The organism is Shewanella sp. 0m-8, from assembly GCF_052977265.1.
The window spans coordinates 14,051-27,205 of record NZ_JBRIMB010000063.1 but is presented as its reverse complement, the minus strand read 5'-3'; the positions used below and the strand labels follow the sequence as shown (position 1 = coordinate 27,205).

The window sequence follows — 13,155 nt, the reverse complement described above, 5'->3', positions numbered from 1 at the left end:
CGAATGCCATGAATGTTCCTTATTATTTTGCCTATCTCATTATTTCTGTTTATCTTTTTGTGGGGATTCGTCAGACTTAGAGTGCTTTTAGGCGAACTAATTTAAGGCGGGTGAACAATACTAATCAGTAAAAGAAGTTGATCGACTCAAAATGTTTTTGGCACACTAATTCAAGGCGAATAGATGACATTAGGATTGGCCTCTTATGAGTCTATTCAACGCAGAAGTGGCACGCAAAAAATCCTCATTACAGACGCGTTTTAGCCAAAAAAATACCCCGACTAGGTCGAGGCATTTTTCATATGATAATGAAACAAGCGTTAGTCTCTATAAACGATACTATTGCTATCTTTCATTTCATCGTGCCATACATTGTGATGTTGGATTGCCCAGTTTTCATCGCAATAACCCGATACCATACACTCCATACCGCCTTCACTTAATACCGTCGCCATCCAAATATGTACGATAGTAAATGCGATAATGATAATCGCGCTTATGGAATGGATTAGCAATGCAGCCATCGAGGCTTCACGTGGCAGATCTAAACCCGGTAATACAAGCATTAAACCAGATGCGGCAATAAATAAACCGAATATCGTTAAGCTCCAGAACCACATTTTCTCACCGGCGTTAGCAAATCCACTGTCAGGATGCTTACCTTTTAATGGGCCAAAGTTGATGTAACCACCAACGACTAAGAACCATTTTAAGTCATACATCTTGAAAGTTTGCATCGGCATCCACTTAACAACACACAGGATCCAAGACACGATAAATATCGGTCCAACCCAATCATGTATTGTCTTACTACCGTAGATCAGTCCAGCCCACAGGCCTTCACCGATATAAGGTTGTAATACGTGTTTGCCCAGCATGATATTTAGACCCGTGAAAATTAGCGCCAAACAAGAGGTCGCTAATACCCAGTGGATCCACAGATCTGCTTTAGACCAACGTAGCACCATTTTTCCTGAAAAGCCTTTGCTCAATTTAGAGGGGCCATTCACTAGGTAGAAAAATAGAAATGCAGCAAAAACGCCAACAACTGTAATCCCCATTATTGGGGTTAAGTACTTATTACGAACGATTTCGCCTTCATTACCGACAACGTTAATTAAAACACCAGCCTCAACATTGTTTGCAGTGGTATAACCCGACTCGCCCGACTTAACAGCACGCCAAAGATCCACGTCATTGGTAGCAACTTGCTGCTGATTCGTTTGACCATCCGCAGCCATTACTGAAGCGCTAAGCCCCAATCCCATTGAAAGCACCAATGGAATTACTAGCAGTGCAAATAGGCTGCGCAGTGATTTCATAAACATATTCACTCCTTTATTGGACCGCAAGCCAAGACTTGTGGTCCTATTCAGCCAGACTAGCCAGTTGTTGGTTTATAACCCCAAAGCGCTTCTGGTGCGCCGCGTGCGGCAGAACGTTCACGGAATATGTTAGAAATGACTAATGCATCTCCAGCAAGTAGTGACTTGGTCGAACAAAACTCTGCACACAAAGGCAGCTTGCCTTCAGCAATACGGTTTGCACCGTATAACTTACGTTCCTCTTCCGAGAAATCAGGCGCTGGACCGCCAGCACAGAAAGTACATTTGTCCATCTTACCGCGACTACCAAATGCATTTTTCTGAGGGAACTGAGGTGCTCCAAAAGGACATGCATAGAGGCAGTAACCACAACCAATACAGGTTTCTTTGTTATGCAATACGATGCCTTCATCAGTACGATAAAAGCAATCTGCAGGACAAACTGCCATACAAGGTGCATCGGTACAGTGCATACACGCCACTGAAATGGATGCTTCACCTGGCTCACCATCATTTAGCGTAACCACGCGACGACGTTGAATTCCCCAGCCAATAGCTGAAGAATTGGCGTTTTTACATGCTGTGACGCAACCGTTACACTCGATGCAGCGTTTGGTATCACATAAAAATTTCATGTTTGCCATAATGGCTTATCTCCTCATCAAGTTAATTAGGCTTTGCTTACCTGACACAAGCTCGCTTTCGTCTCTTGCATCTGTGTCACAACATCATAACCATAGGTCATTACGGTATTAGCAGCTTCGCCAATAACATAAGGAACCGTTCCTTCGGGGTAGTTCTTTGCTAGGCTGACACCTTCAAATACACCAGCGAAGTGATATGGCATGAAACATTCACCCGGTACAACTCGTGGAATGACCATGGCCTTAACGGTGATTTTTGCACCTTCAGGACTATGAACGAACACGTTATCACCATCACGAATACCGCGATCGGCAGCATCAGCAGGGTTGATCTCGATATACATCTCTTGCTGAAGTTCAGCAAGCCATGGGTTTGAACGCGTTTCTTCACCACCACCTTCGTACTCGACCAAACGGCCTGTCGTAATAACAAGTGGGAAATCTTTAGCGAAGTCCTTCTCCTGAATAGTTTTATACAGGGTAGGAAGACGTGCAACCATACGATCTTCGTAGGTTGGGTACTTAGCAACCAAATCACGACGAGGCGTATATAACGGCTCACGGTGTAATGGAATGTCATCAGGGAAGTTCCACACGACACAACGCGCTTTCGCATTACCGTAAGGAATACAGCCATGCTTAATCGCGACTCGCTGAATACCACCAGAAATATCTGTCTTCCAGTTCTTACCTTCCGCCGCAACTTTCTCTTCAGCTGTCAGGTCATCCCACCAGCCAAGCTGCTTGAGCATCTTGTCGGTAAACTCAGGGTAACCATCTTTGATTTCACTGCCCTTAGAGTAAGAGCCTTCAGCCAAGATGTTCACGCCGTCATGTTCAACACCATAACGGGCACGGAAATTACCACCACCATTCATCACTTCGCGGCCAGTGCGATACAGGATCTGGGTACCTGGGTGCTTAAACTCAGGCGTGCCCCAACATGGCCAAGGTAGACCATAAGTCTCACCTTTAGCTGGACCACCTGGTGCTTCAAGCGATTTAATATCGAAGGTGCCCCAGTTTTCTTGGTGCATCTTCAAACGTTCAGGGCTTTGACCTGTGTAACCAATAGTCCACATACCCTTGTTGAATTCGCGTGTCATATCTTCAATCAACGGCTCGTCACCGTTGACCTTGATATGTTTGCAGAACTCTTTCTCGATACCCCATTTCTTGGCTAGCTTGTACATGATTACATGGTCAGGCTTAGACTCAAATAATGGCTCAATGACTTTGGTACGCCATTGTAGAGAACGGTTAGACGCAGATACAGAACCGTAGGTTTCAAACTGAGTACATGCTGGTAGCAGATAAACACCATCGGTACGTTCATGCATAACACCCGCCATCGTTGGGAATGGATCCACAACAACAACTGTTTTCATCTTGTTCAATGCTTCACGCACTTCACGACCACGGGTTTCAGTGTTAACTGACTGCCCCCAGAAGAATGCCATATGGATGTTATCTTTCTGCGCAATCTTAGACTTATCTTCAAGTACACCATCATGCCAACGTGAACATGGAATACCTGTAGAGGTCATTGGATCTTGACCTAAGCGTGGCTCTTGATCGAAGCGGCCTTTAACCCACTCATAATCTAAGTCCCAAACGTTACACCAGTGCTTCCAAGAGCCGGTTTTCAAGCCGTAATAACCTGGTAGCGTATCAAACAACAACCCCATATCGGTTGCACCCTGCACGTTATCATGGCCACGGAAGATGTTAGTACCACCGCCCGACACACCCATATTACCTAGGGCTAGCTGCAGGATACAGTATACACGTGTGTTGGCATTACCGACGTGGTGCTGAGTACCACCCATACACCAAACGATAGTACCCGGCTTAGTTTCAGCAAGTAACTTAGCGACGCGACGCATCTGTTCTTCGGTTGCGCCAACAATATTTGCCACTTCAGCAGGATGATACTTCTTCACTTCTTCGCGAATACGTTCCATGCCGTAAACACGTTGGTCGATAAAGGTATGATCTTCCCAACCGTTTTCGAAGATGTGCCATAACAAACCATAAATGAAAGGAATATCCGTACCAGGACGAATATGCACGAACTCATCAGACTTAGCTGCAGTTCGGGTGAAACGAGGGTCGACAACAATAATTTTTGCGCCGCGCTCTTTACCAATCAAAATATGTTGCATAGCAACGGGGTGAGCTTCACAAGGGTTTGAGCCGATGAACATCATCGCCTTCGCATTGCGAATATCGTTAAAAGAGTTAGTTTGCGCACCATAGCCCCAAGTGTTTGCAACACCGGCTACAGTGGTAGAGTGACAAATACGTGCAGAGTGGTCGACATTGTTGGTGCCCCACATTGCCGCAAATTTGCGGTACATATAAGCTTGTTCGTTAGAGAACTTTGCACTACCCATGAAGAATACAGAGTCTGCACCCGATTCTTTACGAATATCTAGTGCGTGTTGGCCCACTTCTTCAATCGCTTGATCCCATGAAAGACGCTTCCACTTACCGCCTTCTAGCTTCATAGGGTATTTCAGACGCTTTTCACCATGGCCATGCTCACGAAGCGCGGCACCTTTTGCACAGTGTCCACCCGCATTAAATGGGTGATCAAATGCTGGCTCCTGAGTTGTCCATACACCGTTTTGAACGCCGGCATAAACGCCACAGCCTACAGAGCAGTGAGAACAGATAGTACGTTTAGTTTCGGTGGGAACATCGTGGGGGATAAATTTAGCTTCTGCTTTACGCATCATTCCTGCGCCAAGCATAGATGCCGCTGCAATACCGCCTGTCGCGAGGCTTGCGGACTTGAGGAATTGGCGACGGTTTAGACCTAAGACTGGCTTATTGCTTTTGACAGCTTGGTCTGCTTTGCGGGTTAATCGCATCACACTCTCCTTTAATTAGTTACTGCGCAATGTGTCGTAATAACTACGAACATGGTCAGACTCTTGATAACCAATACCTTTTTCCGCAATAGGTGCGATTTCAGGTTCTGCGGCAAGAGCTTGTCCACTTGCAGTTGCAACTGCGCCAGCCGCACCGCCGATAGCCAATGCCTTTAGCAGTTGACGACGGCCCATGTCGGAAGCTTGCTTCTTCATAGTGTCTCCTTAGATTTACTAAAATTAAGATAAATTGCTTATGTTTAAACGCTCTATCCAGTTCTTGTGGGCTTCTTGCTGAGAAGAATCCCTGTTTTTGTCTATGTCAGCTCAGGCTGAGTCAAAATTGAGCCCAAGCACTGAACTGACATAAATCCAAACCTCTACCGATAGCGATTAAGACGCTAGCTCATTGGTAGAAGGCTCAATCTTTTCAGAAGATTCTGCTTCACTGCCTGGGCAGTTAACCGGAATATTCAAACTTAACTGTTCAAACTCTTTCGCTTCGAGAACGAAAAATGCTTTAGCAAGCTGAGCAACGGTTGCATAAAAAGCCGCACTTGGCGCTTTAGCTAAGTTATCGCAAAAACGCTCAATCCAGCTGCCCATATGGCGTTGGTAGAAAGCTAGCTGACGGTAACCTGGCGCTTCTAAGATCAAGGTGCCCATCACTTCGCAAAGTGCTGCCACATGATCTTCAGGCTCTTTAACGTCTTCTTCACGCTCAAAACCAAGCTGCATCAGGTCATTACGTAGCAGCGCTAATGGCTTGTCCATTAGTGAACCAGTCATGAACCAGCTACCATAAGGTAGGATCTCACCACAGCCCACACCGAGGAATACGCTGAAATACTCATCTTCAAGCTGTTCTGAACTAAACTGCTGAGCAGCCAATTTAAGTCCAACCCAAGCCTTAGTCATGTCGCTATCGTCATCAGCATCAATTTCTAAACCCGCTAAGAACTCAAGGAGTTCAGGGCTAGGTTGACGACGTAATAGCGCAGCAAACAACTGATAAATATCGGCTCTTAACTGATCGTTTTCTGAAACTTCTCTTACTAATTCGGTCATGGCTAAACTCTTATCGCAGTTGCTTTTCAGGATCTTGAAGAATGTCTTCAAACATGTCTTTTACTCGACAGTCACCACACATTTTTAAACGCTCTGTGTTGGCACTGAAGGCACTGTGGGTTCCTACCACTTCTAACATCCGCTTCACCATGGATTGTGTTGCGAACGGTTCGCCGCAAGTAATACATTCGAAGGGAGCTTCCTCATGCAGGGTTTTACGCTCCTGACGCGCAGCTTTATCAAAATTAACCTGAGACGTTAAGCTGATAACTTTCTCAGGGCATGCTGTTTCACACAAACCACACTGCACACAATCTTGCTCAACAAAATAAAGCGCTGGTCGATCACCGCCATCGGTCAATGCCATCGTTGGACAGGTCGCCACACAAGACATACACAAGGTACAGTTTTCAGTGTTAACACTGACTTGACCGTATGGCAGGTTGCTCTGTGACAAACACGTATCGACAGATGCAGCCTGTTCATTTAGATGATCGATTGCGTTGTAAATGGTTTCACGCTTAGTGGTTGCCACAAACTCAGCAGGCACTATCACTGGCCAGCTTGCACTGGTAATAAGCAACTCTGAAAGCTCTTTAGCACCGGCTTCGTTAAGATGAGCCTCGGTGATAAGGCTCACGCGTCGCGGTTGCCCCATTTCATCAAGAATGTCGTTGGCTAGCGCTAATTCACCATTAAGCATTTGAGTTAATGTTGGCGCAGTCGCATCCGTTTGCAGGATTAATACCTGACGCGCACCCCATGCTAATGCTGACAACCAATGGTCCATGCTCGCAACGGTGATCTCCTCCATTGCAATCGGGATGATTTCACCCGCGAGGGCTTCAGTTATCGCCTCTTCGCCCTTACCCATATCATGAAATAGGATCACTGGAGCAATTTGTGCTTGGGAGCGGAAGTTCGTCACCAGCTTATTCAGGTAGGTATGCATAGCTTGCGGCGTTGGCAAGTCATAACTAATAGCACCTGTTGGGCAAGCATTAGTACAACTACCAGCACCGTGACAAAGGTAAGGATCAATTTCGATCATCTTCCCTACGCTAGTAATCGCATCGGCGGGACAGAAGTTCAAACAACGAGTACAGCCTTCATTGCCGTGACGGTAATGGGCACAAATATCACTGTTAATTTTAACGTAGCGTGGCTTATCGAATTGGCCAACCAGCTCTGGAAGCTGCTCTAGCGCTTCATCGAGCTTAGCTTGGTCTTGACCCACATAGAAATAGCCTGGTGGCAGCATTTCAAGATTGATGCAAGGGCTCATGCTAAGGTCGAGAATAAGGTCGAAGTGGGCTTTACGAATGGCGACAGTACTTAATTCTGCATTACCGTTTTCGTGTTCAACCTTGACTTGAAACTGACCTAAGAAACCTTTAATTTCAACAAGCTTGTTGTAATAGCTCTCTACGTCTTCAGCAGCAGTCATTACTTTTTCAAGATGGGCTTCGTCCTGGCTAGTGATTGGCTCGTTCGCCAAAATGGCGCACTTACCCATACTAGACAACTTGTCCGCAGCTAAACGTGCCAAATCTTCTGGCCCGATAACAAGAACATTACCTTCGGTGGTGTAGCTAATGGTCGGTGGGATCAGATTTTGAATCATCTGAGTCCCAGCAAGGACCTTTTGTCGAACCTCTTTGAGTCCAACTTGTGTTTCACTATTGCTCACATTGCGTTCCTGAACAGTTCTTTGGCTGTTTCTGTACATGAGTATCGCTGTTATCTCATCGCGCTTTTCATTAGCACCAGCTTTTATTACTCTCTAAATACAGCAATTCACATACCAAATTTGTGGAAATAAAAACACTCTATAGTGACGTTAAACAACTTTATCGGTCGTAACATCACTGCTTTTTGGTTCATTTTTGGACAAGTCGTCTTTATTGTCGTCCAAAATGTCCGATACAGCTTTTGTATCATTAAGGTGTTCATTCTGATCGGTATTTTCAGCTGCAATCATCTCATCTGATGCTGCCTCAACGCCGTCTTTGGCTCCATTCTCATCATCTTCATCTTTGAAGTTATGGCGGAATACTTTCTTAAATAGCTCAGCAGAGACATCAGCTGTTAGCTTAGGCTGATTACTGTAATCAAGCGCATATTCAAGCAAGCCATCAATTTCGCTGTAGTGTGGCTGCTTCCATAGTGCCTTTAGTGCTGCAGCTTTTGCAGCCGGGTCTACATTAGCGCCCATAAAGCTGGCAAAACTACCACCGACTTCAATTTTTTCAGGATCAGGCAAGTCCTCTGCACGCAAAATCTTATCGGCTTGCGCTTCAGCTTGTGTGTCGTCAGAGGCTGGGGTTGAATCTGATGCTGTTACTTGCTCTGCTTCAGCTTGCTGTTGGGCTGCTAGCGCCTGCTCTTCGGCTTGTTGCTGTGCCGCGGCTTCTGCGGCAGCGACTTCCGCTTCACCCTCAGCCTCTACTTGTTGCTTACGTAAATTCCAGCGGGATAAAAATCCACTCATGTTCTGTCCGCTATGTGGTTAGTACTTGGCCCTTGGTTCTTACGGCGATCCACATGTTTACGGCGATGTGCGCTAATTTCGACTTCACCATGACGAGTAATGAACGCTTCAATCCAGCAGGCAATAGCCTTGGGCATAGGGATGTTTAATACTGGGGTATCAGCTTCTAAACAACCGGCTGCGACATTTTGGTCAGCAGATAAGGCAACTGGGATCCACTCACCTTCGAGCGTTTCATCACAGACGATATACAGCATCGCGTTATCCATATCGATATTGATACGGTAGCTGCCGCGCTCATCTTTGTGTAGCTCAAGTAGAATTAGGTAGGCACCTTCAGGTGCGGCGTGGGTGGCAGGAAGTATCTGATCGACCTCCCACTGTACTGAGGTCCATCTTCCGACTTGCTTCTCGGTCTTCTTAAGAGAAACGTACATTGGCCATTGGCTTTCGGTATGTTGCATTCAGTCTCCGTCTTGCCTGAGGTGGCTGCCGATATAGCAGTCCAACTATATAAATACTCCCCTAAGCTAAAGCAATATATGTGCCATACGATATCAATTAAATAGTTTGAACTAGATCAACTATTCCAAGCAAAGACTAGGACATTTTGTCTAAATAGCAATTACCGATAGGACATAAAAGGGCGACCCTAACACTAGAACTGTGATCTACTGCTAATTTATTCCCCCCTATAAAATTAGGTACAGATATTGCTTAGAACTAGGCGCAATTATTCCCTTTAACAGATGATGGGTCACATGACAGCATACAAAAGCAATCCAAAGTTAATTAAAACCAATACTGAAGTCCCTCTTACGATTGCTGTAACCGCCATTAATGAAAATGGTGAAAAAGTAGATAAGTTCATTGCTTGCGAACGCCCTCTCACTGTTTATCTAAATTGGCAGCCTATTGTGACGTTAATGACACTTGGCGCCCGAACTGAAGCATTGTCATTAGGCTATCTTAAAAACCAGGGATTCATCTCAGATATCAATAAGCTAGAATCTGTCATCGTTGACTGGGATGTGAATTCAGCCGCCATCATTACCAGTGAGAAAATTGAAAATCTAGATGAAAAACTGTCTGAAAAAACCGTCACAACAGGCTGTGGACAAGGTACGGTTTACGGCGACTTTATGACTGGACTTGATGACATTAAGTTACCCACGCCTCAGTTAAAACAGAGCATGATCTATAGCTTGCTTAAAAATATCAGTGCCTACAATGAAACCTACAAAAATGCCGGTGCAGTGCATGGTTGTGGCTTATGCCAAGAAGACCAAATTGTTGGCTTTGTTGAAGATGTCGGTCGTCACAACGCTGTTGATACCTTAGCCGGTGAGATGTGGTTAAACCAAGATTCGGGTAACAACAAACTGTTTTACACCACTGGACGTTTAACCTCTGAGATGGTGATTAAAGTCGCCAAAATGGGGATCCCAGTGGTGTTATCCCGCAGCGGCGCAACACAGATGGGATTAGAACTCGCACAACAGCTTGGAATTACCATGATTGCTCGCGCTAAAGGTCGCCACTTCTTAATTTATAACGGTGCTGAGAATATTGAATTTGATGCAATTGCCTAACCGAATAGACCTAATAACTAGTATTAAATGCGCAACAAGGATTAATCATGACCGAGCCGACTGACCTGATCTATATGAGTGCCAAACAGGTATCTGAGTACCTAGATCTCAATGAGAAGAAAGTCTACTCAATGGCCAACGACCGCATTCTTCCCGCGACTAAAATAACGGGTAAATGGCTATTTCCAAAGATCTTAATCGATAGATGGGTGATGGATTCATGCCACAGCGGCATGCTATCTGATCGTATGCACATCACAGGTAGCGATGACCCACTCTTGTCAATGTTGGTCGCTAGAATGATGTCACAGGTGGGTAAAACCGAGCTCATCAGTTACAGCTCTACTGGTTCACGCTTAGGTTTAGACTTGCTTTCACGAGGTTATGCCGATGTGTGTACTCTGCACTGGGGCAGTGTTGAAGAGCGTAGTGTTCGCCACCCTGCTTTGTTACAGGGTTACGCTAACCACCAGCAATGGGTCATGGTGCACGGCTATACCCGTAAACAGGGCTTAATGATGCGTCCAGACATGCATCACCGCTGTCAGGAGTTGGACAAAGTGTCCCAACAGTCTTGGCGTTGGGTCGCTCGCCAAGCGGGAGCCGGTAGTCAACAACACCTTGAACAGTGGCTGATGAAGCAAGGTGCTTCATTTGAAGAGCTAAATTCAAGTATTGTGGCACAGAGTGAACGAGAGTTAGCGGGTTATATTGCTCGTAACAATGCCGATATCGGTTTTGGCTGTCAGTCGGTGGCACTTGAAAGTGGCTTGAGCTTTGTGCCACTCGTCACAGAGTCTTTTGATTTTGTCATGCCGCAGGGGATCTACTTTAGACGCCAGCTGCAAAGACTTTTCAACTTATTAGCTGAGCCACAAACCCAACAACTCGCAGCTACGCTTGGGGGATATGACTTAACAGATTGCGGTAAGTTACTCTGGAATGGCCAGTAATAAACTAGAACGGCTTACATTGGGTACCTTGATGAAATACCATTTGCCATAAATCTCGATTTTTTCGCCAGATAGAACTGCGAATTGAAAAGCTGATGACATTCTCATCAGCTTTTTTTAATGTAGCTCGATAGGTTACCTGACAAACATCAGGCGCCAACTCTCTCACTCCAAATTGGCTAGTTTCAATCAATGGCATACGTTCATCGGGCAATCTAGCAAGCACTTCCGCTTTGCCAAAGCTATAGCCGCTGGCTGCAAACTCTAGAAAATCATCACTCAGCAAACGCTCCAGCTCAGCACGAGAAGCTCTCACTTCAGGCTTTTGCAGATAGAGTTCTAGCTCAACAAGTAGGTTTTCCAGTTTGAAGTTCACAATAGAATCCCGTAGCGCCAGTAGATTTATCCCTTTATCAGTCTAGGATAGCTTTTGATATTTTTGAAGTATCTCAGGTGCTTATTTAGCGATTAAACCTGACCACCTTCTGAAAGGTTACTACTGCGCATCACGAAACTGTTGCCACAACTCTCTTTGTTCAGGTTTAAGGAAAGTCCAAGCTAACACTCGAGTAATTTTATTTCCCTGATGCATCTCGATCTCTTTCACCTCATCGGCTTGTACTTTTTCAAGTAAGGCCATCGCCGGTTTCAAGTTTTCTTTTTTAGACACCAAGGTGGTAAACCATAAGCATTGATTGGCAAAATCTCGACTCTCGCTAATCATCACTTGTAAAAACTGCTGCTCACCGCCCTCACACCATAACTCAGCTTTTTGCCCGCCAAAGTTCAGTACTGTGTTCGACCTATCCGCGATCGCTTTAGGTTTATCCGCAGCAAGTTTTACTGATTTAGCTCTATTTGCCGCTAAGTTTTTAATTTTACGAGCTGTACCTTCATTCGCCTTGGCCAAAGAGGCATGAAACGGTGGGTTACATAAGGTCAGATCGAAACGGTCATCGGCTTGGATCACACCACAAAAAACCTGTTTTGGATTTGTTTGTAGGCGTGCACCAAAGTGATCACTGATCTCTGGATTATGAGCAAATATTGTTTGTGCATTCGTTATCGAAAGCGGATCCACATCACTGCCCACAAAGTTCCATCCATAAGACTGGATCCCCAATAATGGATAGATAACGTTGGCACCGGTACCGATATCTAACACCTTAACTCTCGGCCCTTTAGGTACTCGTTTCTTACTGGATTTCTTAACCGCGAGTAGATCTGCCACATAGTGAATGTAATCGGCACGACCAGGGATCGGCGGGCATAAAAAGCCAGTTGGTATATCCCAGTTATCAACGCCATAATGCAATTTCAACAGCGCGGAATTGAGCATTTTAACCGCTTGTGGATCGGCAAAGTCTATCGATAGATTACCGTAGGGATTAGGCTTAACAAACGGTTTTAACGCTGCAAAGGCTGCGATCAAAGCTGGAAAGTCATAGCCCTGGTTGTGCACGTTTCGCGGATGCAGCGACTTAGTCGTTTGCCCCTTAACAATCGCAGTTTTCTGCCCCTTAGTCGCAGGCTTTGAATGTGGCGATGTAGAGGCTACTTTTCGCTTGGGTGCTGAAGGCTTACTCGCCTTGCGCTCTTGAGTTGAAGATTTAGTTTTATGACTCATGTTTTAACGCGCCAGCACCTGTAAAAGAGCAAACACTACAAATGTTTGCATTGAAAATTAATCTTATTAATCATAAAGGTATTTAGTAAACAGTAAGTTTACTACCAGAGGACTACCCGTTTCTTGTTCCAGAAGTTGATTCACTTTCTCGTAGCATTGACGACGGATCTCTTCCTTACCCGTTAAAGACTTCACCTTGTCTTCAGTCTGGTTGCCTAAGATCTCAACAATCGCAGCTCTTAACAGAGGATCATGCCTCTCTAAACTAACCAGTTGTTCTGGTTTTTTAACCATTAATTCGACACTTAGTCTGACATAGCCCAACTTCTTTCTATTGGAAATATAGTTAGTCACTATCTCAGGTTCGAAGCCATAGTAAGCGTACTCTTCTAGCGGCTTATTGTCGGCTGCCACAGCACTAAAGCTGCTGCAGAGCGCCACGAGTAGTACGGCTATTATTTTGTTCATCTTCAAACTTACTCCCTAGTCGATATTCGATGAGACCGAGTCTCATTCCATGTTGTTACATGCCGAGCTAATCACTCTGAGTCGACAACCTCTACCTGCAACGGCATGGGC

Annotated in this window: 13 protein-coding genes; 2 read left to right on the top strand and 11 right to left on the bottom strand. The window is 45.3% G+C overall.

Annotation, left to right across the window (positions count from 1 at the left end):
• Nucleotides 1–320: 320 nt before the first annotated feature.
• From ACVBIO_RS19960 to ACVBIO_RS19925, 8 genes are all read right to left on the bottom strand, one after another.
• Nucleotides 321–1,328, bottom strand: coding sequence for a formate dehydrogenase subunit gamma (locus tag ACVBIO_RS19960; RefSeq protein ID WP_447173273.1), 1,008 nt, complete (start codon nucleotides 1,326–1,328; stop codon nucleotides 321–323).
• A 53-nt stretch (nucleotides 1,329–1,381) separates the two neighbouring features.
• Complete coding sequence (gene fdh3B / locus ACVBIO_RS19955; protein ID WP_012275239.1) at nucleotides 1,382–1,969, bottom strand: formate dehydrogenase FDH3 subunit beta; 588 nt, start codon at nucleotides 1,967–1,969, stop codon at nucleotides 1,382–1,384.
• Between the two features lie 26 nt (nucleotides 1,970–1,995).
• On the bottom strand, nucleotides 1,996–4,845 hold the full coding sequence (locus ACVBIO_RS19950; protein ID WP_447173272.1) for a formate dehydrogenase subunit alpha: 2,850 nt from the start codon (nucleotides 4,843–4,845) through the stop codon (nucleotides 1,996–1,998).
• A 15-nt stretch (nucleotides 4,846–4,860) separates the two neighbouring features.
• Nucleotides 4,861–5,061 (bottom strand): twin-arginine translocation signal domain-containing protein, encoded by a 201-nt coding sequence (locus ACVBIO_RS19945; protein WP_447163106.1) that lies wholly within the window; start codon nucleotides 5,059–5,061, stop codon nucleotides 4,861–4,863.
• Between the two features lie 177 nt (nucleotides 5,062–5,238).
• The gene (locus ACVBIO_RS19940) at nucleotides 5,239–5,913 is read right to left on the bottom strand and encodes a TorD/DmsD family molecular chaperone (RefSeq protein ID WP_447159097.1); all 675 of its coding nucleotides are present in this window, start codon (nucleotides 5,911–5,913) and stop codon (nucleotides 5,239–5,241) included.
• A 10-nt stretch (nucleotides 5,914–5,923) separates the two neighbouring features.
• A complete protein-coding gene (locus ACVBIO_RS19935) occupies nucleotides 5,924–7,642 on the bottom strand; it encodes a 4Fe-4S binding protein (protein ID WP_447169128.1) in 1,719 nt (572 codons plus the stop codon).
• Between the two features lie 111 nt (nucleotides 7,643–7,753).
• On the bottom strand, nucleotides 7,754–8,404 hold the full coding sequence (locus tag ACVBIO_RS19930; RefSeq protein ID WP_447173271.1) for a DUF3306 domain-containing protein: 651 nt from the start codon (nucleotides 8,402–8,404) through the stop codon (nucleotides 7,754–7,756).
• Nucleotides 8,401–8,868, bottom strand: a complete 468-nt coding sequence (locus ACVBIO_RS19925; RefSeq protein WP_447173270.1) for a DUF3305 domain-containing protein — start codon at nucleotides 8,866–8,868, stop codon at nucleotides 8,401–8,403. Before ACVBIO_RS19925 ends, ACVBIO_RS19930 begins: the two co-directional genes overlap by 4 nt.
• A gap of 285 nt (nucleotides 8,869–9,153) precedes the next feature.
• Here ACVBIO_RS19925 and ACVBIO_RS19920 point away from each other — a divergent pair, with 285 nt between their 5' ends.
• Nucleotides 9,154–9,996, top strand: a complete 843-nt coding sequence (locus tag ACVBIO_RS19920; protein WP_447173269.1) for a formate dehydrogenase accessory sulfurtransferase FdhD — start codon at nucleotides 9,154–9,156, stop codon at nucleotides 9,994–9,996.
• A 47-nt stretch (nucleotides 9,997–10,043) separates the two neighbouring features.
• Entirely contained in the window at nucleotides 10,044–10,949 is a 906-nt protein-coding gene (locus tag ACVBIO_RS19915) for a substrate-binding domain-containing protein (protein ID WP_447159102.1), read from the top strand.
• A gap of 4 nt (nucleotides 10,950–10,953) precedes the next feature.
• On the opposite strand, the gene ACVBIO_RS19910 is transcribed toward ACVBIO_RS19915, so the two are convergent.
• The 3 genes from ACVBIO_RS19910 to ACVBIO_RS19900 form a co-directional block, all read right to left on the bottom strand.
• Nucleotides 10,954–11,325 carry a nuclear transport factor 2 family protein gene (locus ACVBIO_RS19910; RefSeq protein ID WP_447173268.1) on the bottom strand — a complete coding sequence of 124 codons (372 nt, stop codon included), beginning with the start codon at nucleotides 11,323–11,325 and terminating at the stop codon, nucleotides 10,954–10,956.
• A gap of 120 nt (nucleotides 11,326–11,445) precedes the next feature.
• Nucleotides 11,446–12,576, bottom strand: coding sequence for a 23S rRNA (adenine(1618)-N(6))-methyltransferase RlmF (gene rlmF / locus ACVBIO_RS19905; RefSeq protein WP_447173267.1), 1,131 nt, complete (start codon nucleotides 12,574–12,576; stop codon nucleotides 11,446–11,448).
• A 66-nt stretch (nucleotides 12,577–12,642) separates the two neighbouring features.
• Nucleotides 12,643–13,044 carry a flagellar basal body-associated protein FliL gene (locus tag ACVBIO_RS19900; protein WP_447159105.1) on the bottom strand — a complete coding sequence of 134 codons (402 nt, stop codon included), beginning with the start codon at nucleotides 13,042–13,044 and terminating at the stop codon, nucleotides 12,643–12,645.
• Nucleotides 13,045–13,155 lie beyond the last annotated feature (111 nt).

Excerpts from the sequence above, each read along its gene's own strand:
- ACVBIO_RS19950 (WP_447173272.1), bottom strand. The coding sequence starts at position 4,845 with ATGCGATTAACCCGCAAAGCAGACCAAGCTGTCAAAAGCAATAAGCCA.
- ACVBIO_RS19930 (WP_447173271.1), bottom strand. The coding sequence starts at position 8,404 with ATGAGTGGATTTTTATCCCGCTGGAATTTACGTAAGCAACAAGTAGAG.
- ACVBIO_RS19940 (WP_447159097.1), bottom strand. The coding sequence starts at position 5,913 with ATGACCGAATTAGTAAGAGAAGTTTCAGAAAACGATCAGTTAAGAGCC.
- ACVBIO_RS19925 (WP_447173270.1), bottom strand. The coding sequence starts at position 8,868 with ATGCAACATACCGAAAGCCAATGGCCAATGTACGTTTCTCTTAAGAAG.
- rlmF (WP_447173267.1), bottom strand. The coding sequence starts at position 12,576 with ATGAGTCATAAAACTAAATCTTCAACTCAAGAGCGCAAGGCGAGTAAG.
- ACVBIO_RS19900 (WP_447159105.1), bottom strand. The coding sequence starts at position 13,044 with ATGAACAAAATAATAGCCGTACTACTCGTGGCGCTCTGCAGCAGCTTT.
- ACVBIO_RS19960 (WP_447173273.1), bottom strand. The coding sequence starts at position 1,328 with ATGTTTATGAAATCACTGCGCAGCCTATTTGCACTGCTAGTAATTCCA.
- ACVBIO_RS19915 (WP_447159102.1), top strand. The coding sequence starts at position 10,044 with ATGACCGAGCCGACTGACCTGATCTATATGAGTGCCAAACAGGTATCT.
- ACVBIO_RS19945 (WP_447163106.1), bottom strand. The coding sequence starts at position 5,061 with ATGAAGAAGCAAGCTTCCGACATGGGCCGTCGTCAACTGCTAAAGGCA.
- fdh3B (WP_012275239.1), bottom strand. The coding sequence starts at position 1,969 with ATGGCAAACATGAAATTTTTATGTGATACCAAACGCTGCATCGAGTGT.
- ACVBIO_RS19935 (WP_447169128.1), bottom strand. The coding sequence starts at position 7,642 with ATGTACAGAAACAGCCAAAGAACTGTTCAGGAACGCAATGTGAGCAAT.
- ACVBIO_RS19920 (WP_447173269.1), top strand. The coding sequence starts at position 9,154 with ATGATGGGTCACATGACAGCATACAAAAGCAATCCAAAGTTAATTAAA.